The 24,867-nt window shown below is 65.4% G+C and carries 25 protein-coding genes; 14 read left to right on the top strand and 11 right to left on the bottom strand.

Features of this window, described 5'->3' with window-relative positions:
• The gene (locus FJ974_RS04755; RefSeq protein ID WP_140536452.1) at positions 1-1,464 is read right to left on the bottom strand and encodes a sugar ABC transporter ATP-binding protein; all 1,464 of its coding nucleotides are present in this window, start codon (positions 1,462-1,464) and stop codon (positions 1-3) included.
• 47 nt (positions 1,465-1,511) lie between these two features.
• A complete protein-coding gene (locus FJ974_RS04750; protein WP_140536450.1) occupies positions 1,512-2,528 on the bottom strand; it encodes an ABC transporter substrate-binding protein in 1,017 nt (338 codons plus the stop codon).
• A gap of 195 nt (positions 2,529-2,723) precedes the next feature.
• On the opposite strand from FJ974_RS04750, the gene FJ974_RS04745 reads away from it, so the two are divergent.
• The 7 genes from FJ974_RS04745 (at position 2,724) to FJ974_RS04715 (ending at position 11,571) form a co-directional block, all read left to right on the top strand.
• Positions 2,724-5,141: a glucan 1,4-alpha-glucosidase gene (locus FJ974_RS04745; RefSeq protein WP_140536447.1), complete on the top strand. Its 2,418-nt coding sequence runs from the start codon at positions 2,724-2,726 to the stop codon at positions 5,139-5,141.
• Between the two features lie 32 nt (positions 5,142-5,173).
• A complete protein-coding gene (gene gnd, locus FJ974_RS04740) occupies positions 5,174-6,187 on the top strand; it encodes a phosphogluconate dehydrogenase (NAD(+)-dependent, decarboxylating) (RefSeq protein WP_140536445.1) in 1,014 nt (337 codons plus the stop codon).
• Positions 6,188-6,200: 13 nt separating this feature from the next.
• Positions 6,201-7,577 carry a glucose-6-phosphate dehydrogenase gene (zwf, locus tag FJ974_RS04735; RefSeq protein WP_140536442.1) on the top strand — a complete coding sequence of 459 codons (1,377 nt, stop codon included), beginning with the start codon at positions 6,201-6,203 and terminating at the stop codon, positions 7,575-7,577.
• A 15-nt stretch (positions 7,578-7,592) separates the two neighbouring features.
• A complete protein-coding gene (locus FJ974_RS04730; protein WP_140536440.1) occupies positions 7,593-8,297 on the top strand; it encodes an ROK family protein in 705 nt (234 codons plus the stop codon).
• 201 nt (positions 8,298-8,498) lie between these two features.
• On the top strand, positions 8,499-8,960 hold the full coding sequence (locus tag FJ974_RS04725) for a MucR family transcriptional regulator (protein WP_140536437.1): 462 nt from the start codon (positions 8,499-8,501) through the stop codon (positions 8,958-8,960).
• A gap of 108 nt (positions 8,961-9,068) precedes the next feature.
• Positions 9,069-10,169 (top strand): pyridoxal phosphate-dependent aminotransferase, encoded by a 1,101-nt coding sequence (locus tag FJ974_RS04720; RefSeq protein ID WP_140536435.1) that lies wholly within the window; start codon positions 9,069-9,071, stop codon positions 10,167-10,169.
• A 163-nt stretch (positions 10,170-10,332) separates the two neighbouring features.
• Entirely contained in the window at positions 10,333-11,571 is a 1,239-nt protein-coding gene (locus FJ974_RS04715) for an MFS transporter (RefSeq protein ID WP_140536432.1), read from the top strand.
• A gap of 154 nt (positions 11,572-11,725) precedes the next feature.
• On the opposite strand, the gene FJ974_RS04710 is transcribed toward FJ974_RS04715, so the two are convergent.
• The 8 genes from FJ974_RS04710 to hemC form a co-directional block, all read right to left on the bottom strand.
• Positions 11,726-12,508, bottom strand: coding sequence for a hypothetical protein (locus FJ974_RS04710; RefSeq protein WP_140536430.1), 783 nt, complete (start codon positions 12,506-12,508; stop codon positions 11,726-11,728).
• A gap of 199 nt (positions 12,509-12,707) precedes the next feature.
• Positions 12,708-13,058, bottom strand: coding sequence for a hypothetical protein (locus FJ974_RS04705; RefSeq protein ID WP_181177223.1), 351 nt, complete (start codon positions 13,056-13,058; stop codon positions 12,708-12,710).
• 277 nt (positions 13,059-13,335) lie between these two features.
• Positions 13,336-14,046, bottom strand: coding sequence for a glutamine amidotransferase (locus tag FJ974_RS04700; RefSeq protein WP_140536428.1), 711 nt, complete (start codon positions 14,044-14,046; stop codon positions 13,336-13,338).
• A 15-nt stretch (positions 14,047-14,061) separates the two neighbouring features.
• Positions 14,062-14,538 carry a TerB family tellurite resistance protein gene (locus FJ974_RS04695; protein ID WP_140536425.1) on the bottom strand — a complete coding sequence of 159 codons (477 nt, stop codon included), beginning with the start codon at positions 14,536-14,538 and terminating at the stop codon, positions 14,062-14,064.
• A 33-nt stretch (positions 14,539-14,571) separates the two neighbouring features.
• Positions 14,572-16,155, bottom strand: coding sequence for a heme biosynthesis protein HemY (locus tag FJ974_RS04690; RefSeq protein WP_140536422.1), 1,584 nt, complete (start codon positions 16,153-16,155; stop codon positions 14,572-14,574).
• Positions 16,156-16,165: 10 nt separating this feature from the next.
• On the bottom strand, positions 16,166-17,647 hold the full coding sequence (locus tag FJ974_RS04685) for a COG4223 family protein (protein WP_140536420.1): 1,482 nt from the start codon (positions 17,645-17,647) through the stop codon (positions 16,166-16,168).
• A 99-nt stretch (positions 17,648-17,746) separates the two neighbouring features.
• Complete coding sequence (locus FJ974_RS04680; protein WP_140536417.1) at positions 17,747-18,460, bottom strand: uroporphyrinogen-III synthase; 714 nt, start codon at positions 18,458-18,460, stop codon at positions 17,747-17,749.
• Position 18,461: 1 nt separating this feature from the next.
• Entirely contained in the window at positions 18,462-19,388 is a 927-nt protein-coding gene (gene hemC, locus FJ974_RS04675) for a hydroxymethylbilane synthase (RefSeq protein WP_140536414.1), read from the bottom strand.
• Between the two features lie 101 nt (positions 19,389-19,489).
• On the opposite strand from hemC, the gene tsaD reads away from it, so the two are divergent.
• The 6 genes from tsaD to FJ974_RS04645 are packed head-to-tail and all read left to right on the top strand — an operon-like array spanning position 19,490 to position 23,496.
• Positions 19,490-20,575 (top strand): tRNA (adenosine(37)-N6)-threonylcarbamoyltransferase complex transferase subunit TsaD, encoded by a 1,086-nt coding sequence (gene tsaD / locus FJ974_RS04670; protein WP_181177225.1) that lies wholly within the window; start codon positions 19,490-19,492, stop codon positions 20,573-20,575.
• Positions 20,572-21,582: an NAD(P)H-dependent glycerol-3-phosphate dehydrogenase gene (locus tag FJ974_RS04665; protein WP_140536408.1), complete on the top strand. Its 1,011-nt coding sequence runs from the start codon at positions 20,572-20,574 to the stop codon at positions 21,580-21,582. Before tsaD ends, FJ974_RS04665 begins: the two co-directional genes overlap by 4 nt.
• Before the next feature lie 17 nt (positions 21,583-21,599).
• Positions 21,600-21,896 carry a YciI-like protein gene (locus FJ974_RS04660; RefSeq protein WP_140536405.1) on the top strand — a complete coding sequence of 99 codons (297 nt, stop codon included), beginning with the start codon at positions 21,600-21,602 and terminating at the stop codon, positions 21,894-21,896.
• Between the two features lie 33 nt (positions 21,897-21,929).
• Positions 21,930-22,355, top strand: coding sequence for an EVE domain-containing protein (locus FJ974_RS04655; protein WP_140536402.1), 426 nt, complete (start codon positions 21,930-21,932; stop codon positions 22,353-22,355).
• Entirely contained in the window at positions 22,310-23,023 is a 714-nt protein-coding gene (locus FJ974_RS04650) for a class I SAM-dependent methyltransferase (protein WP_181177222.1), read from the top strand. The genes FJ974_RS04655 and FJ974_RS04650 overlap by 46 nt, the downstream gene beginning before the upstream one ends.
• Positions 23,024-23,073: 50 nt before the next feature.
• On the top strand, positions 23,074-23,496 hold the full coding sequence (locus FJ974_RS04645) for a DUF1761 domain-containing protein (protein ID WP_140536397.1): 423 nt from the start codon (positions 23,074-23,076) through the stop codon (positions 23,494-23,496).
• Positions 23,497-23,509: 13 nt separating this feature from the next.
• Here the strand turns inward: FJ974_RS04645 and gcvA are convergent, their stop codons facing one another.
• The gene (gene gcvA, locus FJ974_RS04640; RefSeq protein WP_140536394.1) at positions 23,510-24,430 is read right to left on the bottom strand and encodes a transcriptional regulator GcvA; all 921 of its coding nucleotides are present in this window, start codon (positions 24,428-24,430) and stop codon (positions 23,510-23,512) included.
• A gap of 130 nt (positions 24,431-24,560) precedes the next feature.
• On the opposite strand from gcvA, the gene FJ974_RS04635 reads away from it, so the two are divergent.
• Entirely contained in the window at positions 24,561-24,809 is a 249-nt protein-coding gene (locus FJ974_RS04635; protein ID WP_140536391.1) for a DUF1127 domain-containing protein, read from the top strand.
• Positions 24,810-24,867 lie beyond the last annotated feature (58 nt).

Raw genomic sequence — 24,867 nt, 5'->3', positions numbered from 1 at the left:
TCAGGCCGCATCGCCGAAAGAGGACTGGATGATCTTTTCCTCCGTCAGCTCGTCGCGCCCGAGATTGGCGACGATGCGGCCGTTCTTGAAGACATAGACGTGGTCGCAATTGTCGAGCTCTTCGGTTTCGGTGGTGTACCAGAGGAAGGTGCGGCCTTTGGCGGCTTCCTCGCGCACCAGGTCGTAGACTTCGAGCTTGGTGCCGATGTCGACGCCGCGCATCGGGTCGTCCATCAGCACGATCTGGGCGTCGGAGCCGAGCGCCCTGGCAAACAGCGCCTTCTGCTGGTTGCCGCCCGACAGCGAATAGATGTTGTTGTTCATGTCCGGCGTGCGGATGCCGATCTTCTTCTTCCACAAATCGGCGAGTTCCGCCTCGCGCTGCGGCGAGATCAGGAGGCCGTTGCGCAAGCGCGCCAGCGAACGGATGCCGATGTTTTCGGCGATCGACCATTGCGCAAAGATGCCGTCCGCCTGGCGGTCGCCGGCCACCAGCGCCACCGGCGCCGTCACCTCGATGCCGGCCCTGGCGCGGGACGCTGCCGCAAATATCGCCAGCAGCAGGTCCGTCTGACCATGCCCGGCAAGCCCGGCAAGGCCGATGATCTCGCCCGCGCGGGCGACAAGCTCCTTGCCGTCCTGTTGCTGTACCGGACGCGCCTTGACCCTGAGTGGACCTGCCTCCGATCTTGCTTTCTCGGTAACCGCTTTTCGATGCGCCTCCGCCCCGCCCATTGTGGCGACCAGCTTGTCGCGGTCGAAGGCGCTGGCCGCGTCGGCGGCGACAACCTTGCCGTCGCGCATGACGACGATGCGGTCGGCATTCTGCAGCACTTCGTTCAGCACATGCGAGATCAGGATGCAGCTGCCGCCCGCTTCGACGAAGCGGCGCACGAAGGCCAGCAGCTGGCCGGCTGTATGCGCATCGAGCGAGGAGGTCGGCTCGTCGAGGATGACCAGATGCAGCGGTTCGCGCGTCAGCGTGAAGGCGCGCGCCACCTCGACCATCTGCCGCCTGCCGATCGAGAGATCTCCGGCGATGTCGTCCGCCGCGATGCCGTGGTCCGGAAAGATTTCGTCGAGCTTGGCCTGGATAAGATCGGCTGCCTTGCGCCGCCAGCCGAGGCCGGCGAGCGAGGGATGATTGATGCGCGTGTTTTCGGCCACGCTTAGATTGGGACAGAGCGACAGCTCCTGGAAGACACAGCGTATGCCGAGCTCGAGTGCGCGCGCCACGGAATAGCTCGCTTCCGCATTGCCGCGCACGGCGATCTGCCCGCCGTCGGGCCGCAGCGTGCCCGCCACCATATGCATCAGCGTCGACTTGCCGGCGCCATTGTGGCCGACCAGACCGACGCATTCGCCGGCGCCGACATGAAAATCGACGCCGTTGAGCGCCCGAACGGCGCCGAAATGCTTTTCGGCGCCGTTCAGCCTGACGATATCTGCAATAGCCTGGAGCATCCTCAACTTTTATCCGGTTGGCGATGCGGTTGGCAAATTTCGCGCCGCTATTGCTTGATGTTGGCCTTGATGGCCGCGATAGCATCTTCCTGCGTGTATTCGTGCGTGGCGACGCTGCCTTCCTTGATCTTCGGCAGCGCGGCCTCGAAATCGTCCTGGGTGAAGGCGAGATAGGGCACCAGAAGGTCGTGCGGAACGTCCTTGCGGCCGTCGAGCACCTGCTGCGCCACCCAGAAGGCCAGCGTCGAGACGCCGGGCGCGATCGAGGCCGACCAGGTCTTGTAGCCGTCCTTCTCCTTCTGCTCCTTCCACCACTTCAGCTCGTCCTGGCGGTTGCCCATGATGATGGTCGGGCGCGGCTTGCCGGCGGCGGCGAAGGCTTGCGCCGCGCCGTAGCCGTCACCGCCCTGGTCGACGATGCCGACGACGTCCGGCAGCGACGGCAGGATGGTCGCCACCGCCTTCTGCGCCGTGGTCTGGTCCCAGTCGCCGGTGACCGAGCCGACGATCTTGAATTCGGGATGGGCGGCGACGCCTTCGAGGATACCGGCATGGATGGCATCGTCGATCGAGGTGCCGGCCAGCCCGCGGATTTCGAGAAGATTGCCGCCCTTCGGCTGGAACTTGGCCATCTGCTCGACTTCCTGCTTGCCCATGTCCTTGAAGTCGACGACGACCCGGTAGGCGCAGGGCTCGGTCACGGTGCCGTCGAAGGAGACGACCACGATGCCGGCATCGCAGGCCTGTTTGATGGCGCCGTTGAGCGCATCCGGCGAAGCGGCGTTGATGACGATGGCGTCATAGCCCTGCAGGATCAGGTTCTGCACCTGCGCGGCCTGGGTCGGCACTTCCTTGTCGGCGGTGGTGAAGACATCGGCCGCGCCGACCACCTTGTCCTCGACCGCCTTCTTGGAGACGATGCCGTAGCTGTCGAGCATCGCCTGGCGCCATGAATTGCCGGCGTAATTGTTGGAGAAGGCGATCTTCTTGCCGCTGGTGTCGGCAAGCGCGGTGCCCGAGGCGAGCATCGCCGCGAATGCACTCAGTACGAGCAGTTTCTTCATGTCGGTTCCTCCCGAGGTTGCTGCTATTAACAGATGGCCGTAACGCGAATTCTCTGTTTTTTATCTATTGTCAGACAAATTCAGAGGAACCGCAAGCTGTCAACTGCAAAGCATTGGCACTGCTCGATCAACTTGCGGTGCGACGATTGAAAAGACGGCGACTCCTGGTCTAGGAACGCGGCAGGAGACCAATGCATGGCAGTGACGCCGACCGTTGCTAAAGGCGCGCCCGGAATTCCCGCACGCTGGACATCAAGCGCCAAGAGCGGCGTCGGCACCGCGCTTTCGGCAAAGAGCCCGCTCTGGTTCACCATCAGCCACGGCATTCTGAACGAAATCTATTATCCCCGCCTCGACAAGGCCTGCACGCGCGACTTCGGCCTGATCGTCACCGGCCCTGGCGGCACTTTCTCGGAAGAGAAGCGCGATACCCTCCACGCCACGCAGCCTTTCGAAGATGGCGTCCCCGGCTACCGGCTGACCAACACCGCGATCGACGGTTCCTACCGGATTGGAAAGCGCATCATCACGGACCCGAAACGGCCTGTCCTGCTGCAGGAAGTTACATTCGCTCCGCTGAAGGGCTCGGCCGGAGACTATCGCGCCTATGCGCTGCTTGCGCCGCATCTCGTCAATGCCGGCATGGGCAACACGGCATGGGTCGGCGAGCACAAGGGAAAGCGGCTCCTCTTTGCATCGGGGCGCGGAGTCTCGATCGCGCTGGCTTCCTCGCTGCCTTGGGGCGACTGCTCCGCCGGCTATGTCGGCTTTTCCGACGGCTGGCAGCAGCTGAAGGATGGCGGCGTGCTCGATCTCGCCTGCCAGCGAGCGGAGGACGGCAATGTGGCGCTGACCGGCGAGATCGGCTTTTCGACCGGTAACGACACTGTTTTGCTGGCGCTCGGCTTCGGCGCCTCGCCGGAAGAGGCGGCGGACCTAGCCCTGGCGAGCCTCAAGCAGGGCTTCGAGCCCGCCGCAGAGATCTACGTCGCGAACTGGCGCAAATTTCAGGCCAGGCTGGAAAAGCTCGACCGGCGCGCAGCATCGGGCCAAAACACCTACCGCGTCAGCACGGCGGTGCTCGCCACGCATCTGTCCGTCGCCAAGCCGGGCGCCGCCGTCGCCAGCCTGTCGATCCCCTGGGGTTTCAGCAAGGGCGATGACGATCTCGGCGGCTATCACCTGGTCTGGCCGCGCGACCTGGTCGAGACGGCGGGCGGATTCCTCGCCGCCGGCGACGGCAGGCAGGCGCTGCAGATCCTAGCCTATCTGCGCTCGATCCAGCAGCCGGACGGCCATTGGCCGCAAAATGCCTGGTCCGACGGCACCGCCTATTGGCCGGGCATCCAGATGGACGAATGCGCCTTTCCGCTGCTGCTTGCCGACGCCTTGCGCCGCGCCGGCCACCTGCCGCGCGCCGCGCTTGCCGACTTCCTGCCGATGATCGAGAACGCCGCCTCCTATGTCGTGCGCAACGGCCCGGTTACCGGCGAGGACCGCTGGGAGGAAGACGCCGGCTACAGCCCGTTCACGCTTGCCGTCGAGATCGCGGCGCTTCTGGCAGCCGCCGACATGCTCGACGCCTGCGGCAAAAATGAGCCGGCGAATTATCTGCGTGAGACCGCCGATTGCTGGAACGACCAGATCGAGCGCTGGACCTATGTCGCGGGCACACAGCTGTGCGCCAGGTATGGCGTCGCCGGCTACTATGTCCGCATCGCGCCGCCCGACGATGCCGGCGCCGCCTCGCCGAAGGATGGCTTCGTGCCGATCAGGAACCGGCTGCCGGGCGACAGCGACCGCCCGGCCGAAGCCATCATCAGCCCCGACGCGCTGGCGCTGGTCCGCTTCGGCCTCAGAGCGCCCGACGATCCGCGCATTCTGGACACCATCATGGCCATCGACGCCGAGCTGCGCTGCGAGCTGCCGCAAGGCCCGCTCTGGTACCGCTATACGGGCGACGGCTATGGCGAGCATGAGGACGGTTCGCCCTTCGACGGCACCGGACAAGGCCGGCCCTGGCCGCTGCTCGCCGGCGAGCGGGCGCATTACGAACTCGCGGCCGGCCGCAAGGACAAAGCCGCAGAATTGCTGGAAACCTTCGAGCGCTCGGCCGGGCCTGGCGGCCTGCTTCCGGAGCAGGTCTGGGACGGCCCCGACATGCCGGAGCGCGAGTTGCGGCTCGGCGCGCCTTCTGGCAGCGCCATGCCGCTGGTCTGGGCGCATGCCGAGCACATCAAGCTGTTGCGCTCGCTGCGCGACGGCGCCGTCTTCGATCTGCCGCCGCAAGGCGTCGAGCGCTACATCAAGGGCAACACGGTCTCGCCCTTCAGGATATGGCGCTTCAACAACAAGATCCGCTCGATCCCCGCCGGCAAGACGCTGCGCATAGAACTGCCGGCGCGCGGCGTCGTGCATTGGAGCAGCGACAAATGGCTGACGGTGCGCGACGACAGGACCGCCGAAAATGCCTTCGGCGTCCATCTGGTCGACTTGTCCGTTGCCGGCCTGCGGCCCGGAAGCACGATCGTCTTCACTTTTTTCTGGCCCGAAGCGCAGCGTTGGGAGAATGTCGACTTCACAGTCGGCATCGACGCGCCGGACAGCCAGTAGATTTTTCCTTCCTCCAGCAATCGGATGAAACCATGCAGATCGGAATGATGGGACTGGGCAGGATGGGCGCCAATATGGTGCGCCGCCTGATGCGCGACGGCCATGAATGCGTCGTCTACGACATCAACTCGGCGAGCGTCGCCGGCATGGTCAAGGACGGCGCCGTCGGCGCCGCCTCGCTCGAAGAATTCGTGGCCAAGCTCGCCAAGCCGCGCTGCGCCTGGCTGATGCTGCCTGCGGCGATCACCGGCAGGATCGTCGACCAGGTGGCGGCGCTGATGGAACCGGGCGACATCGTCATCGACGGCGGCAATTCCTATTATCACGACGCCGTCGACCAAGCCGCGAAACTGGCGGTCAAGGGCATCAACTTCGTCGATGTCGGCACCAGCGGCGGCGTCTGGGGCCTGGAGCGCGGCTACTGCCTGATGATCGGCGGCCCCGACGAGGCGGTGCGCCACCTCGATCCGGTCTTCGCCACGCTGGCGCCCGGCGCCGATGCCGGCGCCAATCCGCCCAAGGATGCCGGAACCGCGCCCTTCGGTTACCTGCATTGCGGGCCGAGCGGCGCCGGCCATTTCGTCAAGATGGTGCATAACGGCATCGAATACGGCGTCATGGCCGCCTATGCCGAGGGCATGAACATTTTGAAATCCGCCAATGCCGGCAAAAGGCAGCGCAGCGCGGACGCCGAGACCAGCCCGCTGGAGAACCCCAGATACTACCAGTTCGACATCGACCTGCCCCAGGTGGCCGAGGTCTGGCGGCACGGCAGCGTCATCGGCTCCTGGCTGCTCGACCTCACCGCCGGCGCGCTGCAGAACGATCCGACGCTGGCCCAGTTCGGCGGCCGCGTGTCGGACTCCGGCGAAGGCCGCTGGACGCTCAAGGCGGCCATCGACACCGGCGTTCCGGCGCCCGTCCTGTCCTCGGCGCTGTTCGACCGTTTCTCCTCGCAAGGCGAATCCGAATTCGCCGACAAGCTGTTGTCCGCCATGCGCTATGCGTTCGGCGGCCATGTCGAGAAGCCGAAGACCGGCGCGTGAGGGGAGAACAAGCATGAGCCAGGAGAGGTCCGACACGCTGGTGCTTTTCGGGGCGACCGGCGACCTTGCCCACAAGAAGATATTTCCCGCTCTTTATCAGATGGTCGCCAAGGGCTCGCTCACCGAACCGGTGATCGGCGTCGCCTTCGACCCCTGGGACATCGCCAAATTGCAGGCGCGCGCCCGCGACGGCATCGTCACGGCGCTCGGCGGCATCGAAGAGAAGGTGTTCGCCAAATTCGCCTCGCTGCTGCGCTATGTCAGCGGCGACTATCGCAACGGCGCCACCTTCGAGAAGCTGAAGACGGCGCTCGGCTCGGCGCAGCGGCCGCTGCATTATATGGCCGTGCCGCCGACCATGTTCGAGACCGTTGTCCAGGGGCTGGAGCAGTCGGGCACGACGCATGGCGCGCGGCTGATGGTGGAAAAGCCCTTCGGCCACGATCTGCAATCGGCGCGCTGGCTGAACCGCGTGCTGCATCTGGTGTTCGACGAGCAGTCGATCTTCCGTATCGACCACTATCTCGGCAAGGAGGCGATCCAGAACCTGCTCTATTTCCGCTTCGCCAACTCCTTCCTCGAGCCGATCTGGAACCGCAATTTCGTCGAAAGCGTGCAGATCACCATGGCCGAGGATTTCGGCGTCGAGGGCCGCGGCCGCTTTTATGACGAGGTCGGCTGCATCCGCGACGTCATCGAGAACCATCTGCTCAACATCCTCCTGCTCTTGGCCATGGAGCCGCCGGTCGGTCGCTCCGCCGACGATTTGATCGACGAGAAGGTGCAGGTGCTGCGCGCGATCCGCACCTTGACCAAGGAAGATGTCGTGCGCGGCCAGTTCGACGGCTATCTGGCCGAACCCGGCGTCGCGCCGAACTCGCCGGTCGAGACCTTCGCCGCGGTGCGGTTCCTCGTCGACACCTGGCGCTGGCGGGACGTGCCGTTCTTTATCCGCGCCGGCAAGAACATGCCGGTGCATGCTACCGAAGTGATCGTGCGGATGAAGCGGCCGCCGCTCGATGTCTTCGACCCGATCAAGCCAAGCGACGCCAATTACGTCCGCTTCCGCATCGATCCGCAGGTGGCGATCTCGATCGGCGCGCAGCGCAAGATGGCCGGCGACGACATGCTCGGCGAGCAGGTGGAACTCACCGCGCTCGACGACTCGAAGGGCGACATGCCGCCCTATGAGCGGCTGATCGGCGACGCCATGAACGGCAACGGCCAGCTGTTCACGCGCCAGGACGCGGCCGAGCTTGCCTGGCGCATCGTCGGACCGGTGCTTGGCGACACCACGCCGCCGCACGTCTATGCGCCGAAGACCTGGGGACCGGCCGAGGCCATGAACGGCTTCGGCCCGCCCAATGGCTGGATCAATCCGACGAAATAGTTTGGGGAAACGGGAATGGCGAAGACGGCAAGACCAGCCGTGCCGGCAGCTGAGCAGATCGTGCTCACCATCGACGTCGGCGGCTCGCATGTAAAAATCCTCACCAGCGCCGGCGGCGAGCTGCGCCGCACCGAATCGGGGCCGGGCCTGACCCCGCAGCAGGTGGTCGCATCGGTCAAGAAACTGGCCGAGGGCCTGGACTATGACGTCATCTCGATGGGCTATCCAGGCCCGGTGCGGGACAACAAGCCGTCGCTCGATCCCTTCAATCTCGGCAAGGGCTGGAACGGCTACGATTTCGGCGCCGCCTTCGGCAAGCCGGTCAAGCTGGTCAACGACGCGCTGATGCAGGCAATCGGCAGCTATGAGGGCGGCCGCATGCTGTTCCTTGGCCTGGGCACGGGCCTCGGCGCCGCGATGATCCTCGAACATGTCGCGCAGCCGATGGAACTCGCTCACCTACCCTACCGGAAGGGCTTCAGTTTCGAGGATTATGTCGGCGAACGCGGTCTTTTAAAACACGGGAAGAAACGGTGGCGCAAATACGTTTTCGACGTCGTCGACAGGCTTTGCGCCGCCCTGCAGCCGGACTATGTGGTCATCGGCGGCGGCAATGTCGACAAGCTTGATGAATTGCCCGCCAGATCCAGACGCGGTGACAACACACGCGCTTTCGAGGGCGGATTTCGACTATGGCGCGACAAAGCGCTGATCGTCTGATATTGTTACATTTCAGTATAGTTGTTCAAAACAACGTGTGATCGCACGATAAATCATTGCATCGTGCAGATTTGCCGACTAGGAATTCGCGCGACTGCAGCCTCGCGCCCGCACGGACGCGCAAGGCAGGTGGCAGCGCTTTTATCTACATCTATCTACAGCCCGATTTTCGGGCCATGCGGCACAGACGGAGGATTTTACGTGGACGAGGACGCCAACACTGCCAACGAAGCCGACCTGCTCGAGCTCACCGCTCACATCGTGTCGGCCTATGTCGCCAAGAACCGCCTGCCCGTTTCCGGCTTGAGCGAGCTCATCGCCAGCGTCGCCACTTCGATCGGCGGGCTTGGCCAGCCGCAGGCGCCGGCCGCGCCGCCGCAGACTCCCGCCGTCAACCCCAAACGGTCGGTGACGCCGGACTACATCATCTGTCTCGAGGACGGCAAGAAGTTCAAGTCGCTGAAGCGCCATATCGGCGTCCATTTCGGGCTGACCCCGGCAGCCTACCGCGCCAAATGGGGGCTGCCGGCCGACTACCCGATGGTCGCGCCCAACTATGCGGCCTCGCGCTCGCAACTGGCCAAGGCGATCGGCCTCGGCCGCAAAGCGGAACCCGAGCCGGTGAAGCCCGCCAGGGGAAGAAGGGCCAAGGCTACCGCCTGAGGCGAAGCCTGCCTGTGCCAACGATTTGAGAAGCCTGCCGGCGAATCCGCCTTGGCAGGCTTCATGTTTTTATGGCTTGGGTAAGCCGGCATTTTGGGGAGCACGGCGATGAACTACGCCAGGATGGTGATCGAGAAGGAGGCGCCGGAGGAATACGGCTACGACCGCATCCGCTACAATCTCTCCGAAAGCTCGATCGCCGACCAGAAGCTTTCCGATATCGGCCTGTCGTTGCCCGATCTGACGCTGTTCTACGGCGAACATCGCGGCGACAAGCAATTGCGTTCTCTGATCGCGGCACAGAACGAGGGGCTTTCCCCCGACGACGTGCTGGTGACCGCGGGTGCTGCCGGCGCGCTGTTCATCATCGCCACCTCGCTGCTCTCGCCCGGCGATCACCTCGTCGTCGTGCGGCCGAACTACGCCACCAACATCGAGACACCCAAGGCGATCGGCTGCGCCATCTCCTATGTCGACCTGGATTTCGACCAGGGTTTCGCCACGGACGTCGAGCGCGTCGCGGCAGCCATGCGGCCGAACACGAAGCTGATCAGCGTCACCTGCCCGCATAACCCGACCGGCACGGTCATTGCGCGGACCGAGCTCGACGCGCTGATCGCGCTTGCCGAAAGACATGAATGCCGGCTGCTGGTCGATGAGACCTATCGCGACCTCTCTTACGGGCAGCGCCTGCCGTCTGCCGCATCGCTCAGCGCGAGCGCCATCAGCGTCTCCTCGCTGTCGAAAGCCTTCGGCATTCCGGGCATCCGCATCGGCTGGTTAACCACCCGCGATCCGCAACTGCAGGAGACATTCCTTGCCGCCAAGGAGCAGATCGGTATCTGCGGCAGCGTCATCGACGAGGCGGTGGCGCTTCAAATGCTTGAGCGCCGCGACGCCTTCCTGTCGTCGCTGCTGCCTGAGATGTCGAAGCGGCGCGACATCGTCCAGGCCTGGATCGACCAGGAGATGCTGGTCGACTGGGTGCGGCCGCAAGGCGGCGTCGTCGGTTTCCCGCGGCTCAACGTCGATGCCGGCTTCGATCTCGACCGGTTCTATACCAGGCTGCTGGAAGAACACGGCACCTATGTCGGCCCCGGCCACTGGTTCGACATGCCGAAGCGCTTCTTCCGCGTCGGCTTCGGCTGGCCGAGAGAAGCGGAACTGCGCGGCGGGCTCGAAGCCATTTCCGCTGCGCTGAGGGCGTAACGTCCGCCTACGCTTCAAACGAAGCACCCGAAAACCCTTGATCCGGTCCGGTTTTTAGCGCAAATCCGGCATGGGCCTTCGCTCGAAGGTCCTGTGGCCGGAACAGCGCCCGCCAGGGAAGTGCCCCGCCGGCCGATATGATCGCAACGGGGCCCCTCTCTCCATGGCACTTGAACAGACCTCGCCGGAACAGCGCTACGCCGCCTTCCGGCACCGCCCGTTCCTCAGCTACTGGACGGCGCGCTTCCTCACCACTTTCGCGACCATGATCGTCTCCGTCGCGGTCGGCTGGCAGGTCTACGATCTGACCCGCGATCCGTTCGACCTCGGCATTGTCGGCATCGTCCAGTTCCTGCCGTCGCTGCTTCTGGTGCTGGTCACCGGCGTCGTCGCCGACCGCTTCGGCCGCCGCCTGATCATGACCTTGTCGACGCTGGTCGAGGGCGGCTGCGCGCTTTTTCTGCTGGTCCTGACGCTGCGCAGCCTGACCAGCCCGCTGCCGATCTTCCTCGTGCTCGCCATGTTCGGCATCGCGCGCGCCTTCTACGGACCGGCGTCCTCCTCGCTGTTCGCCAATCTGGTGCCGCAGGAGGATTTCGCCAACGCGATTGCCTGGAACTCGTCCGCCTGGCAGACGGCGACCATCGTCGGCCCGGTCGCCGGCGGCCTGCTCTACGGCGTCTCCGCCGAAATCGCCTACGCCACCGCCGCCGCGCTGATGCTGGTCGCCGCGCTTTTGATCTACACCATTCCCAAGCCTGCCCAGCAGACCGCCACCGACAAGCCGACGATGCAGACGTTGTTTGCCGGCTTCCGTTACATCTGGAGCGAGAAGATCGTGCTCGGCGCCATCTCGCTCGACCTGTTCGCCGTGCTTCTGTCCGGCGCCTCGGCGCTGCTGCCGGTCTATGCGCGCGACATCCTGCAGCTTGGCCCGTGGGGGCTCGGGCTGTTGCGCTCCGCGCCCGGCATCGGCGCCATCTGCGTCGCCGTCTGGCTGGCCGGCCATCCGATCCGCGGCCATGCCGGCAAGATCATGCTCGGCTTCGTCGGCCTGTTCGGCGCCTTCACCGTGCTGTTCGGCGTTTCGACCATCACCTGGCTGTCGATCGCGGCCCTTGCCTTGCTTGGCGCCACCGACATGTTCAGCGTCTATATCCGCGAAACGCTGATCCAGCTGTGGACGCCCGACGACGTGCGCGGCCGCGTCAACGCCGTCAACCAGGTCTTCGTCGGCGCCTCCAACGAAGTCGGTGAATTCCGCGCCGGCACCATGGCGGCGCTGATCGGCACCGTACCGGCGGTGGTGGTCGGCGGCATCGGCGCCATCGCGGTTGCGGGGTTGTGGGCCTGGCTGTTCCCAGCGCTGCGGCGGGTGCAGCATCTCAACAGCCGGAACTGACTGGCGCCGGATCTAAGAACCTGATGCTCAAGGGGCTGAAACTCATTCATGCCGACTGTGCTTGGATGTTTGGAGGACGGCAGGAACGCGCCAGAGACGCCTGGCAGGCGGCAGTCACTTTTCGGGATTACCGGTTGGCGCTGCCACTCAGCACCTAACCCGCGCCCGCCGGGTTTGAACTTGATGGCATTAACTCATGATCTCGCGAAACGACGACCAGCAGCCATGCGGCCCAAACCACATTCAGGACCTCGGACGCCTCGATGCCGATTACGTGGCTTGTCGAGAAGCCGTCGGACCCGGCCGTCCAGCCCTGCAGCCAATAAGCAAGGCCCGAGAGCGCCATAAGACAGGCAATCGGCCGTAGGATCCTCGCCGTTAGCGCCACCGTGACCGAGAAGAGGAGCACTGCGAACCCCAACGTGAAGTTTTCGTAGCTCCTCATCCCCCACTCGAGCCAGCGGACTGCCTCGGCCGTCGCGAAGCGGGCAGCCTTCTCCGCCTCCGGTGCGCTCACCCAAGCGTCCACCGTCTGCTTGAGCGCGACCCCATCCACCGCCAGCACAGCGCCGTAAATTGCAAAGGCCGCTACCGTCAAAGCCGCGCCGAATCGGCCGGTCCACTTCGCAGTTTCAGTCTGAGGATCGAGGCCAAAGAACAAAGCCAATAGACCCGCCAGCAAAATGGCGGTGCAAGCGAACTGGGCAACATGTACGATAGTCCACGTGCCGCTGGCGGCATACCTTGCGAAGATGACGGGGTGGTTGTTGGCGTCTCCGCCAGCATGAAATAGGGTGACCACTACGTATAGAATTTGGCCCACAAGAAGCAGCCAAGCCGAAAGTCGCAGCGCTGTTCGCCGATCAAATATCGCAGCGTTGTTCATGACAGCCCCATCGAATTCTGCATTGATCTCGATTGCCTTCGCCTGGATCAACAAGATCGCCCAGCACAGGACGCTAAATAGTCTACTAATGGTGCGCCCGAACGAGTCAAGAGGGGCGCTCTTTATCGAGTCCCCACTTCAGGCAGCTTGGCGTCGGAAGGATCCATGTCGCCATAGAAGCATCGCGTCCCTGGCATGATCGGTAGCGGAACAGTCGAGGGGTCGTGACGTATGCGACTCAGGTGGACGGTTAGGGCGCGGGGTCGGTGAGGAAGGGCATGATGTCCACGCCGTCCCCTGGAAAGACAGAGAAATGCGGGTGGTTCTCGAAGAGGCGGGCGGCGGCCTCGATGGTCTCGGCCTCAACGACAATATAGCCGCAGAAGGGATTCGCGGCGGCGGCGATGCCATCCTTGGTCACCCGCGTCGTCCTGCCGACCATGCCACCACGATCGGGGAATGACGCAGCGTTCCTCTGCTCCCAGTCCGCCCACTGCTTTAACCCGACGGTGTCGATCGCGTTCTGCTCGGACTTGGGCAGGCTGCGAAAGCGGGCGAGGTCTTCGGGTTTCATGGTGTAGACGGCGAGAAAGCGGGGCATGCGGCGCGCTCTTCTTGTGCTGGTAGAAAGGCATTCGAGCCTAGACTCCCTACTGGCCGAAGTCATCTCGCACTCGCACCCCGTAAATGCTCGCCACCTGTCTGCATCAGATCGGGAGGTCCGCTTGCGCAAAGCAGCCAAGGAACAAACGATGGCACCTCGCGCAACGCGGACGTGGTCAGCGCAATTACCGGGATCAGGCGCGGACGTCCACGCCTCGCCAGGCGTAAGTCGTCTTCGGGGCTAGCTCGGCCATTCAGAGCAATCTGCTTTTGCTCTACCCCACAGCCGGCTTGCCGAAGATCAGCGCCAAAAATTCGTGCAGCCAGCGCTTCAAATGCATGTCCCAGATCAGCCGGCCGCCGAGATGGTCGCGGCCGGGCTGGGCGCCCGGCAATTCGAAGCGATGCGCGCCGCGCACCACCCAGCGCTGCATCATCACCCGGGTCAATTCGCCGTGGAACTGGATGCCCCAGGCATTGTCGCCATAACGGAACGCCTGGTTGGGGTAGGTCTCGGCCGTCGCCAGCAGCGTCGCGTCCCTGGGCAGCGAGAAGCCTTCGCGGTGGAACTGGTAGACCATCTCGGGCCAGTGCAGCAGCTTCTTGCCGGCTTCCGTCGCCTTGAGCGGATACCAGCCGATCTCGACCAGCCCTTCGCCGTGGCCCTCGACCTTGCCGCCGAGATGGTTGACGAGCATCTGCGCGCCGAGGCAGATGCCAAGGAACGGCCGGTTCTCCTTGAGCGGCACTGCCAGCCACTCGGTCTCGCCGCGGACGAAATCTTCGTTATCGTTGGCGCTCATCGGCCCGCCGAACATGACGGCGCCGGCGTGTCCATCCAGCGTTTCCGGCAGGGCGTCGCCGAGCGGCGGCCGCCTTATGTCGAGGTCGAAGCCCTCTTCCAAAAGCATATGGCCGACGCGGCCGGGGCTCGAAGTCTCCTGGTGCAGCACGATCAGGATTTTTGGTCTCGGCCTGGGTGGCATGGTCAGGCGAAAATCCTATTCGTCGCTCGACGTGCCGTGCGCGCCGGGCGCCTCGGCCGCCGCCTCGCGGCGCGCCTCGACACGGTCGCGGCGCTCGACGCCGATCAGTTCGGCGACGCGCCAGACCGTGTTGTCCTCGAGCTCGTGCAATTCGCCGTCGGCATAGACGATCTGCCACATCAGGCCGATGAAGGCCTTGCGCGCCTCGGCATCGAGATGCCGCTTGAGCACGCTGGTAAAGGCGTAGAGATCGATCGCCTCATTGTCGGCGCGTTCGCCGGCGGCGGCCAGCGCGTCGAGTTCGCGGCCGCTAATGGAATAGCTCTCGGCGAGGATTTTCTTGAAACGCTCCCACTCGACATCCTGGCGCACGCCGTCGGCGCTCATCACATGGTAGAGCAGCGCTGAAGCCGCGACGCGTGGGTCGTCCGCGTTGGACTTGGTTCCGCCGGCCGGCAGATCCCTCAGGAAGGACAACACGCGTTCGAACATCTTGATCATTCCCCGCTGGCCGAAGGCCGGACTTCAAAACAAACGAAACCGACGCGACGATTTTTCCGCCTCGTCTTCCGGAGCGACACCCGGATCGTCCGGCAAGCGCGGCGGCTCAGGCGTCTGTTCGATCGTCTCGACGTCGGCGGCGCTTTCCGCGGCGATGTCCCTCTGACTGCCATTCGCGGCCGTATCGGCTGCATCGCCCTGTTTTTCGACCGCAGCGTCTGAAACCACGGCGATCGCCTTTTCCTCGGCAGGCACGGCGGGCGAGGCGGCCGTAATGGCGGGAACCGCGACATCCTCATGGCTATCGATCAATTGCCCAAGCCGCTCCATCGGCGCGCGCCAGGTGAAGGCATCGAGCCTGCCGGTGACTGGCGACACCGGCGACCAGCGCTCGGAAACGACGCCGTCGGCGACCCAGGCCGGGTCGCGCGGCGCGCGCACGGCTTTCGACAGCAGCTGCCGCACCTTGCCCTGGTCGCCGCTTTCGGCCTCCTCGATATCGGCCAGAAGCAGATAGGCGCTCTCGCGGCGATCCATGCGGATCGCGGCTTCCGCCTCACGCCGCGCGGTGGCGAAATCCTGCGCGTCGAGCGCAGCGCGCGCCACGGCCATCGACGATTCGGCGTGGTTCTTCTTCATCTCCTGCAGCTTCTTCGCCCGGTTCAGCCGATCGAGCACCGCATCGCCCGGCCTGGCATGGGTGTAGAGCTCGGCGATCTCCGGATGCGGCTCGGCCCGCCAGGCGGCTTCGAGGATTTTCGAGCCCTTGCGCACATCGTTTTGCTTGAACAGCAGATCCGCCGCGATCACCGCGGCCGGCGCGAAATCGGGCGCCAGCCTGTTGGCCTCGACGGCGGCTGTCCTGGCTGCGTTCGGGTCGCTGCCGACCAGCGCCTGCGCCTTGGCGGTGAGCAGCACGGCGCGGCGGCGGTTGGCCGCATCGCGCTCGATCTGCCTGGTCGATTTCTGTGCTTCGACCAGCTTCAGCGCGCCGTCCCAGTCGCCGCGTTCGGTGAGCTCTTCCAGCGTCGATTCCGCCGCCCAGGCGAGCTGCGGCGCGGCCGCCGCGGCACGGCCGGCATAGTGGCGCGCCGCGTTGCGGTCGCCCAGGCGCTCGGCTTCGAGATAGAGCCCGCGCAGCCCGAGCAGCCGCATTTCCGGGTCATCAAGCATGCGCTCGAACTTCTCGCGCGCGCCCTCATGGTCGCCTTCGAGCAGCGAAGCCTGCGCGTCGAGCAGGTTGATCAGCGGCTCCTGGTCGGAGTTGATCAGCTTGGCGGCTTCCCTGGTCTTCTTGCGCGCCAGCGCGCCGTCGCCGGCACCGGCAGCGATCATGCCGGTCGACAGCGCCTGGTAGCCACGGTCGCGGCGGCGCACGCGGAAATAGCGCGAGATCGTATAGGGGCTGTTCCACAGCGACTTCAGCAGCCACCACAGGATCATCACCGCAGCGACCACGGCAACGATCGCCACCGCCGCCACCATCAGGCTGACCTGATACTGGTATCCGTTGAAGGTGACCATCATTTCGCCGGGACGGTCGGCCAGCCAGGCGAAGCCGAGGCCGAGCGCGAAGACGACGGCGAGGAAGACGAGAATGCGGATCATCTGCTGGTCCTCACGCCTTCACCGCGCCGGCGATCAGCGCGTCGAGCTGCTTTTCCACCTCCAGCCGCGCCTTTAGTTTCCCGGCAAACTCGGCGCCCGCCGCCTTCGCCGCGTCGGGCAGCGTATCGTATTCGCTGAGCGCCTTGGCGTAGTCGCCCTGGTTGACCGCCACTTCCAGGCGCGCGACGGTTTCCGGCGCGCCCCTGCCTTCGACGGCGCCGACCGGCCTGACCTTGACCAGCGATTGCGCGCTCGACATCAGGCTCTGGAAGAAGCCGGCATTCTGGTCGACCGGCGTCGCCGCCTCGACCATCGCGTTGGCCGCCGCATCGACTTCCGAAGCGAGCGTGGCGCGGGTCGGCACGCCTTTCTCGGCATAGGAGCGCAGGGCCGCGATTTCGGGCGCGTCCGGCGCGATCGCCGCGAAAGTGTCGAGTTCGGTCGCGAACGGCGCGCCGCGGTCGAGCGCCGCCTTGAGCGCCGAGGCGGCGATGGCAAGTGCGATCTTCGGCTGCGAGGCCTGCGCCTCGACCTTGCCGGAAAGCTGCGACACCGACTGCTCCAGCGCCGCGATGCGGCCGTCCTCGGCCTTCGCCGCGTCGCCGGCCGATTTCACCAGCGCGTCCAGCCCGGCGAGCTTCTCGTTGAGCGGACCGAGATCGACGGGGGCCGTTCCGCCGGCCTTTTGCAGGTCGGCGACAGCCGTCTCGATCTGGCCGACCTTGTCGGTAAGCGCCTTCAGCGCGGCATTGTCGCCGCCCTGCCCGGCCGACGACTTCAGCGCCGCGACATCGGACCTCACCTGGTTCAGCGCCGACGACAGGCTGTCGACCTTGGCCGCAGCGCCGCTGTCGCCGGGTTCCTTCAGCGCTGCGATCTGCCCCTTCAGCGCGGCGATCTCGCTATTGACGCCGTCGAGCGAGGCCCCGCCCGAGCTCGGCGCGCCGAGCAGTCCGACTGACTGCAGAAGACCGGCCGCGGCCAGCGCGATCACGCCGCCGACGACGCCGGCGGCAAGCGCGTTGACGCCTGCACGCCTGTTGGATGTCGCCATGCGATCGTCCCCTTCGCCTGCCTTTGGCGCCGACGCACTGGCGCCCGCCCCGGCTGCCGTCGCGTCCTCGAAATTATAGTCGAAGCCTTTGGTTTGGTTCTTTGGAACGTCCGACGGAGTTTCAGAACCGCCGGGATAGGGCGGTTCCGCCTCGGCCTTGGCGTCTGGCTCGTCGCTCTTTGCCTGCGCCGCGTCCGTGTGTTCCCACGGCTCGATATCGGTCTGCTCCGCATGCATCGGCTCGTCCGGAGGCTCTGCAGCTTCCGGCTGCGATGCGGTGGCCGCTTCTTCGGCCTTCGCCTCGTCCGTCGGCGTCGTATCGGCTTCGGTCCGGGCAGCGTCCTCGTCGGTGATTCGCGAGACGGCGCCAGGATCGAGTTCGATCGTCACCGGGTCGCGGCGGCTCTTCGAATGCCGCATCTTGGGCGTCTTGACCATGCTTGGGCTCCGCGAATTGGCTTGAGGATGGTTCGAAGGGTCCAGGGGATGCTCTAGCACATCACCAAGCGGTGAAAAGGGGCGGTGTGATGACGCGCCTCAGCCCGGCGGCGGCAAAAGCTTGAGCAGCGCGTCCTCGTCGGGTCGCGGCGCGATCCGGATCCGCTCGTTGCCGATCCCCTGCAGCGCCTTGGCGACACGGCCTGACAGCGCGAAAAACACGGTTTTTGCGAACAGGCTGTGCAAGCCCGGCCGGCCGGCCAGCGAAGCAATCGCGGTTGCGGCATTGGCCGAATAGAGCAGCACCGCCTCGACGGGTTCGCCGGACAGCAAGGCGAGGATTTCAGCGTCGGGATAATCCAGTTGAACGGTGTCATAGGTCTCGATGGCATGGACCCGCACGCCGGCCGCCGCGAGCCTCTCTTCGAAGGCCGGAAACCGCACCCGGCCGCAGAGATAGGCGATCGCCTGCCCCGCAAGATCGGCGGCAAGCATCTCGGCCAATGCCTCGGCATCGCCCGGACCCTCGCTGACTGTGGAAAATCCGACCGCACGGCAGGCTTCCGCCGTTCTTTTTCCGACGGCATGGCAAGGCAAGCCGGCCAGCGCCGCGATGAGATCCTTCGGCGCGTGGCGCACTGCATTGGCGCTGGTGACGGCGACCGCGACGGCATTGCCGACGACCTTTGCCTCGACTTGCAAAGCCTTCGTTGCGGTCAGCGGCAGCACGATCGGCTGAAAGCCTTGTTCTTCGAGCCGCCGCGCAGTTTTGGAAGCGCCCGGTTCCGGCCTCGTCACCAGGACGCGGACCATGTCAGGCCCAGCCGTCGAAGAATGTCGGACCGGCCTTGGCCCGTACCGCCCGCGCTGCCTCCGCGCCTATGTCAGCCGCATCCGCCGCCCGGCCTTCCAGCCTGACCTCGTGCGACTGCGTGCCATCAGGCGAGATGATCAGCCCGGCGAAGGACAGGTTTTCGCCAGAGATCGTCGCATGGCCGGCGATCGGCGTGCGGCAGGAGCCGTCGAGCGCAGCCAGAAACGCGCGTTCGCAGGCCAGCGCCTGGCCGGTCGGCACGTCGTGGATGGCGGCCAGCATGGCCTCGACGGCGCGATCGCCGATGCGGGTTTCGATGCCGATCGCGCCCTGGCCCGGCGCCGGCGGAAACGTCTCCAGCGGCATCAGGTCGGTGATGACGTTTTCAAGCCCGAGCCGCTTCAGCCCGGCATATGCAAGGATGGTGCCATCGGCGATGCCTTCGTCCAGCTTGCGCAGCCTGGTCTGCACATTGCCGCGAAACATCACCACGTCGAGATCCGGCCGCAGCCGCCGGATCAGCGCCTGGCGCCTGAGCGACGACGAGCCGACCTTGGCGCCGTGCGGCAGGTCCGCAATCCGCTTTGCCGCCTTGCCGATGAAGGCGTCACGCGCATCCTCGCGCGGCAGGAAGGCGGAAAGCTCCAGCCCATCGGGCAGCACCGTCGGCATGTCCTTCGAGGAATGCACCGCAATGTCGATGCGGCCATCGAGCAGCGCTTCCTCGATCTCCTTGGTGAACAGCCCCTTGCCGCCGGCTTCCGACAGCGGCCGATCCTGGATGCGGTCGCCGCTGGTCGAGATGACGACCACTTCGAACGCCTGTTCAAGAAGGCCGTGCGCCTTCGTCAGCCGCGCCCGCGTCTCATGCGCCTGGGCAAGCGCCAGCGGGCTGCCGCGTGTTCCGATTTTCAAGGTTGTTTGCATGACGCGCGGTCCGTGATAACCCCCGGAAGGTGAGGCTTTGCTTGACCTTTTCCTAATGGGGAAAGCCCTGCTGCACAATCTTTGAGGACCGTGACGAATTGATCCGCGTTCTGGGCATCGAGACGAGTTGCGACGAGACGGCAGCCAGTGTGGTGGCGCTGGACGGTGGTTCCGCGCCTGAAATCCTGTCGAACGTCGTGCTCAGCCAGATCGAGGAACACGCCGCTTTCGGCGGTGTCGTGCCCGAGATCGCCGCCCGCGCCCATGTCGAGGCGCTCGATGGCATTATCGAGGCAGCCCTTGCCGATTCCGCCGTCTCGCTGGACGAGGTCGACGCGATTGCCGCGACGGCCGGCCCGGGCCTCGTCGGCGGGCTGATCGTCGGCCTGATGACGGCCAAAGCGATCGCTTCCGCCGCGAACAAGCCGCTGATTGCTATCAACCACCTCGAAGGCCATGCGCTGACGGCGCGGCTCACCAACGGGCTCGACTTCCCCTACCTGCTGCTGCTGGTCTCCGGCGGCCACACCCAGATCGTCGCCGTGCGCGGCGTCGGCGACTACCAGCGCTGGGCGACGACCATCGACGATGCGCTGGGCGAAGCCTTCGACAAGACGGCCAAGATGCTCGGCCTGCCCTATCCCGGCGGCCCGAATGTCGAGAAGGCCGCCGCCTCCGGCGATGCCAGCCGCTTTGCCTTCCCGCGCCCGATGAAAGGCTCGGCGCAGCCCGACTTCTCCTTTTCCGGCCTGAAGACGGCGGTGCGCCAGGCGGCAACGGCGATCGCCCCTTTGAGCGACCAGGATGTCGCCGACATCTGCGCCTCCTTCCAGGCGGCGGTGGCGGATGCGCTGGGCGACCGCGTTGCGCGGGCGCTCGCGCGCTTTCGTCGGGAATTCCCCGACAAGGCGAAGCCCGCCTTGGTGGTCGCCGGCGGCGTTGCCGCCAACCGGACGGTCAAGGCGACGCTCGAAGGCCTCTGCACCGAGGCCGGCTTCGACTTTGTCGCGCCGCCGCAAAAGCTCTGCACCGACAATGCGGCGATGATCGCCTGGGCCGGCATCGAGCGGCTGCGCGCCGGCATGGCCGGCGAGAATGCCGACAGTTTCGTGCCGCGTTCGCGCTGGCCGCTGGACAGTGTTTCCGCCCCTATGGTCGGCTCGGGCCGGCGCGGTGCCAAGGCATGATCGAGAGCGGCAGGAGCCCCACAAACGGCTGGCGCGTCGCCGTGCTGGGCGGCGGCGCCTGGGGCACGGCGCTGGCGCTGGCCATGCTGCGGGCTGGCCACGACGTCCAGCTTTATGCGCGCGATGAAGAAACGGTCGCCGCCATCGGCCGGGGCGAAAATACGCGCTATCTGCCCGGCATCACCATCACATCCGGCGTCTTTGCCACAAGCGATATCGCCGCCGCCCTCGACAGGGTCGACTGCGTGCTGGCGGTGACGCCGGCGCAATCCTTGCGCGCGGTTCTGGATGTCGCTCGCGGCCATGTCCCTCAAGGGGTACCGGTGGTTCTCTGCGCCAAGGGCATCGAGCGCGACACCGGCTTCCTGCTGTCCTCGATTGTCGAGGAAGGCCTGCCGGACAATCCGGTGGCAGCGCTTTCCGGTCCGAGCTTTGCGACGGATGTGGCGCGCGGCCTGCCGACGGCCGTCGTCGTCGCTGCCCGGAACGGAGAATTAGCGGCCGAGCTTGCCGCCCGTTTTTCGGCCGAAAACCTGCGCTGCTACTCCAGCGACGACCTCGTCGGCGTCGAGATCGGCGGCGCGCTGAAGAACGTCTTTGCCATCGCCGCCGGGGCCGTCACCGGCGCCGGGCTCGGCGCCAGCGCCCAGGCCGCCATGGTGACGCGCGGCTTCGTCGAGCTGCGCCGTCTCGGCGCCGCCTTCGGCGCCAGGCCGGAGACGCTGATGGGGCTTTCCGGCCTCGGCGACCTTTTGCTCACCTGTTCGTCAGCGCAGTCGCGCAATTTCGCCTATGGCCTGGCGCTCGGTCAGGGCAAGCCGCTTGCCGGCCTGCCGCTGGCGGAAGGCGTGCCGACGGCCGCGATCGCCGCCCGAATCGCTGCCGAGCGCGGCATCGAGGCGCCGATCATTTCGGCCGTCGCCGCCATCCTCGACGGCAAGGTGACCATCGGCCAGGCGGTGACGGCGCTGATGACACGGCCGCTCAAGACCGAAACCGACATCTGACCCATCGGAGTTTTGACATGCTGTTTGCGTTGATTTGCAAGGACAAGCCCGGCAGCCTGCAGCTGCGTCTCGACACGCGGCCCGCCCATGTCGCCTTCCTGGAAGGCCTGATCGGCGAAGGCAGGCTGGCCTTCGCCGGCCCGCTCCTCGACGCCGACGGCAAGCCGAACGGCACGCTGGCAGTGATCGAGGCGCCGGACATGGCCGCCGCGCAGGCCCTGTCGGCGGCGGATCCCTACGCCGAGGCCGGCCTGTTCGAGAGCGTCGAAATCCGCCCGTGGAACTGGATTTTCAACAAGCCGGCGGCTAGTTAATTCGCAGGCGCGAGCCGCAGGAGGAGCAAGCGAATGAACTACTGGCTGTTCAAGTCCGAACCCTCGGTCTTCTCCTTCGAGGCGCTGAAGGCGAAAGGCAAGGCCGGCACGCAGTGGGACGGCGTGCGCAATTACGCCGCCCGCAACAACATGAAGGCGATGCGGATCGGCGATCTCGGCTTCTTTTACCATTCCAATGAAGGGCTCGACATCGTCGGTATCGCCGAGGTCTGCGCGCTCGCCCATCCCGACACCACAACCGACGATCCGCGCTGGGAATGCGTCGACATCCGCGCCGTCAGGGACGTGCCGAACCCGCCGACGCTGGAAGAGGTCAAGGCCAATCCGAAGCTGGCCGACATGGCGCTGGTGCGGCTCGGCCGGCTTTCCGTGCAGCCGGTGACGCCGGCCGAATGGAAAGAGGTTTGCCGCATGGGCGGCCTCGACCCGGCCCCGTGACCAGGCTGACGCCGAAAAACGCGAAGAAATTCATCCTCGACAACACGGCGCTGATGGCGCCGCCGCATGTGCCTGAAGTGCTGCTGCATCTTGCCGACGAGGCGCATGATTTGTGGCTGCGCACCGAGGCGGAGCTGGCCGAGATCGGCCTGCCGCCGCCCTTCTGGGCTTTTGCCTGGGCCGGCGGACAGGGCCTTGCCCGCTATGTGCTCGACCACCCGGCGATAGTGCGCGGAAAAACCGTGCTCGACTTCGCCTCTGGCTCCGGCATGGTCGCGATAGCCGCCGTGAAGGCCGGCGCGGCGGAAGTGATCGCCGCCGATATCGACCCCTTTTGCGAAACGGTGATCACGCTCAACCTGGAAGCCAATGGCGTCAACGCCGATTTCCTGGATGCAGACTGCATCGATGCGGATGGCGGCTGGGACGTCGTGCTCGCCGGCGACGTCTTCTACGACAAGCCGTTGGCCGGCCGGCTGATGCCATGGTTCACCAGCCTGAAGGCGCGAGGCGCCGACATCCTCGTCGGCGATCCCGGCCGCGCCTATCTGCCGAAGAAGGGATTGCAGGCGCTCGCCGTCTATCAGGTGCCGGTGACGCGCGTGCTGGAGGATGCCGAGGTCAAGCGCACCACCGTCTGGCGATGGGCTTCCGATGCGCCGGCTTGACGCGGCCGCCGAACAGGGATTCCATCGCACATCGACCGGTGGGGGCATTCATGGATTTTTCAACGGTGAACTGGCTGGCGGTGATCGTTGCCGCCGTCGTGGCGTGGCTGTTCGGCGCCGCGTGGTACATGGGCTTGAGCAAGCCCTGGCTGAAGGCCGCGAAGCTCGACCCGGCAACCATGAAACGCTCGCCCGTTCCATTCATCGTCAGCTTCATTGCCGAATTGATCATGGCGCTGGTCATGACCCTGGTGATCGGCGCCATAACAGCCGGTGAGCCGAGCCTGCCCGCCGGGCTGATCTTCGGCTTCGTGCTCTGGCTGGGCTTTGTCGCCACCACGCTCTCGGTCAACCACCGCTATGAAGGCTTCGGCTGGGACCTGACGCTCATCGATGCCGGCCATTGGCTGGGCGTGCTGCTTATCATCGGCGCCGTGATCGGCTGGTTCGGCCCGCCGGCATCTGCGGGCTGAGGCGCGTTGACATTCAGGTAGGCGTCTTCGCCACCTCTTCGAGCAGCCATTCGCGAAAGGCGACGATGCGTGCGTCGTCTTTCACTGCTTGCGGATAGACCAGGAAATAGGCGAATTCCGAGGCGACCCTGATGCCAAGCTCGAAGGGCCGCACCAGCCTGCCCTGCGAAAGGTCGTTGGCGACCATGGCGAAATCGGCGAGCGCCACCGCGTTGCCGTCGAGCGCCGCCTGCGTGGCATCGGTCGAGTTCCTGAAGACAAGCGTGCGGCTGTCATCGAAATCGTCGACGCCGGCCGCCTGCATCCACATGCGCCAGTTCGGCCATGTCACGCCCTGGCGTGACCATTCGATGTGGGCGAGCGTGTGGTGGAAAAGATCGCGCGGTTCCTTCAGCGGCGGACCCGAAGCGAGCAAAGCCGGGCTGCACACCGGGATGATCATGTTTTCGAACAGCCGATCGGCGCAAAGCCCCGGATATTTGCCGGCGCCGAAACGGATGCCGACATCGACATCGTCCAGCTCGAAGTCGCGCACATCGTAAGTGATGTCGAAGCGAAGCTCGATGCCCGGCCTTTGCTTGCGAAAGTCGTCGACACGCCGCATCAGCCACTTTGTCGCGAACTGCGCGTCGAGCGTCACTTTCAGCAGCGACCTGCCGCGGTTCATCTTGCGCGCGCGTGACACCGCCCGGTTGAGCAGGTCGAGCGCATCGACCGAAGCCTCGAGCAGCACAGTCCCCGCTTCCGTCAACCGGATGGTGCGGCTGGTGCGGGTGAACAGCACCAGGTCGAGCTGATCCTCGATTTCCTTGATCTGGTGGCTGACCGCCGCCGGCGTCAGCCCGAGCTCGTCGGCGGCGCGGGTGAAATTGAGGTGCCTGGCCGCTGCCTCGAACGTCCTCAGCGCGCGCGTTCCGGGCAGCAGACGGGACATTCGATCTCCAAATAAAACTTGACGATCGGAAAAGAACTACTCGTTTCCCGTTTGGATTTCAAGCGCGCATGATGGCGGCAGTCGAAACACTGTCAAACCGGATTTGATATCCGGAGAACCGGAAACCGCCATGTCTGAGATCGCTCTGAAGTGCCACACCACCTCGAAATCGCCCCTCCCGCTCTGGCTGCGCGCGGCATTCGACTGGTTGCGCCAGGCACGAATTGCCACCACGCTTGCCCACGAATCCCTCGACGATCTTTCCGACCGCCAGCTGCGCGACATCGGCGTCGAACGCCACGACATCGCAAAGGCCATGGACCGGGAGCTTGGCCGGATCGGACTGCTTGGCTCGGGCTGGCAGCAGCCGAGGCGGTAGGGGAGTAGGGGAGTAGGGGAGTAGGGGAGTAGGAAAAAAGGCAGGCCAAACGCGCAAG

Origin of the sequence: Mesorhizobium sp. B1-1-8 (genome assembly GCF_006442795.2) — a bacterium.
GTDB lineage: Bacteria > Pseudomonadota > Alphaproteobacteria > Rhizobiales > Rhizobiaceae > Mesorhizobium.
Note: the sequence above shows the minus strand (reverse complement) of the source record. Positions and strands in the feature narration are given on the sequence as shown.

Coding starts and splice junctions, on each gene's coding strand:
- FJ974_RS04755 (WP_140536452.1), bottom strand. CDS start 1,464: ATGCTCCAGGCTATTGCAGATATCGTCAGGCTGAACGGCGCCGAAAAG.
- FJ974_RS04750 (WP_140536450.1), bottom strand. CDS start 2,528: ATGAAGAAACTGCTCGTACTGAGTGCATTCGCGGCGATGCTCGCCTCG.
- FJ974_RS04745 (WP_140536447.1), top strand. CDS start 2,724: ATGGCAGTGACGCCGACCGTTGCTAAAGGCGCGCCCGGAATTCCCGCA.
- gnd (WP_140536445.1), top strand. CDS start 5,174: ATGCAGATCGGAATGATGGGACTGGGCAGGATGGGCGCCAATATGGTG.
- zwf (WP_140536442.1), top strand. CDS start 6,201: ATGAGCCAGGAGAGGTCCGACACGCTGGTGCTTTTCGGGGCGACCGGC.
- FJ974_RS04730 (WP_140536440.1), top strand. CDS start 7,593: ATGGCGAAGACGGCAAGACCAGCCGTGCCGGCAGCTGAGCAGATCGTG.
- FJ974_RS04720 (WP_140536435.1), top strand. CDS start 9,069: ATGAACTACGCCAGGATGGTGATCGAGAAGGAGGCGCCGGAGGAATAC.
- FJ974_RS04715 (WP_140536432.1), top strand. CDS start 10,333: ATGGCACTTGAACAGACCTCGCCGGAACAGCGCTACGCCGCCTTCCGG.
- FJ974_RS04705 (WP_181177223.1), bottom strand. CDS start 13,058: ATGCCCCGCTTTCTCGCCGTCTACACCATGAAACCCGAAGACCTCGCC.
- FJ974_RS04700 (WP_140536428.1), bottom strand. CDS start 14,046: ATGCCACCCAGGCCGAGACCAAAAATCCTGATCGTGCTGCACCAGGAG.
- FJ974_RS04695 (WP_140536425.1), bottom strand. CDS start 14,538: ATGTTCGAACGCGTGTTGTCCTTCCTGAGGGATCTGCCGGCCGGCGGA.
- FJ974_RS04690 (WP_140536422.1), bottom strand. CDS start 16,155: ATGATCCGCATTCTCGTCTTCCTCGCCGTCGTCTTCGCGCTCGGCCTC.
- FJ974_RS04685 (WP_140536420.1), bottom strand. CDS start 17,647: ATGGTCAAGACGCCCAAGATGCGGCATTCGAAGAGCCGCCGCGACCCG.
- FJ974_RS04680 (WP_140536417.1), bottom strand. CDS start 18,460: ATGGTCCGCGTCCTGGTGACGAGGCCGGAACCGGGCGCTTCCAAAACT.
- hemC (WP_140536414.1), bottom strand. CDS start 19,388: ATGCAAACAACCTTGAAAATCGGAACACGCGGCAGCCCGCTGGCGCTT.
- FJ974_RS04665 (WP_140536408.1), top strand. CDS start 20,572: ATGATCGAGAGCGGCAGGAGCCCCACAAACGGCTGGCGCGTCGCCGTG.
- FJ974_RS04660 (WP_140536405.1), top strand. CDS start 21,600: ATGCTGTTTGCGTTGATTTGCAAGGACAAGCCCGGCAGCCTGCAGCTG.
- FJ974_RS04655 (WP_140536402.1), top strand. CDS start 21,930: ATGAACTACTGGCTGTTCAAGTCCGAACCCTCGGTCTTCTCCTTCGAG.
- FJ974_RS04650 (WP_181177222.1), top strand. CDS start 22,310: ATGGAAAGAGGTTTGCCGCATGGGCGGCCTCGACCCGGCCCCGTGACC.
- FJ974_RS04645 (WP_140536397.1), top strand. CDS start 23,074: ATGGATTTTTCAACGGTGAACTGGCTGGCGGTGATCGTTGCCGCCGTC.
- gcvA (WP_140536394.1), bottom strand. CDS start 24,430: ATGTCCCGTCTGCTGCCCGGAACGCGCGCGCTGAGGACGTTCGAGGCA.
- FJ974_RS04635 (WP_140536391.1), top strand. CDS start 24,561: ATGTCTGAGATCGCTCTGAAGTGCCACACCACCTCGAAATCGCCCCTC.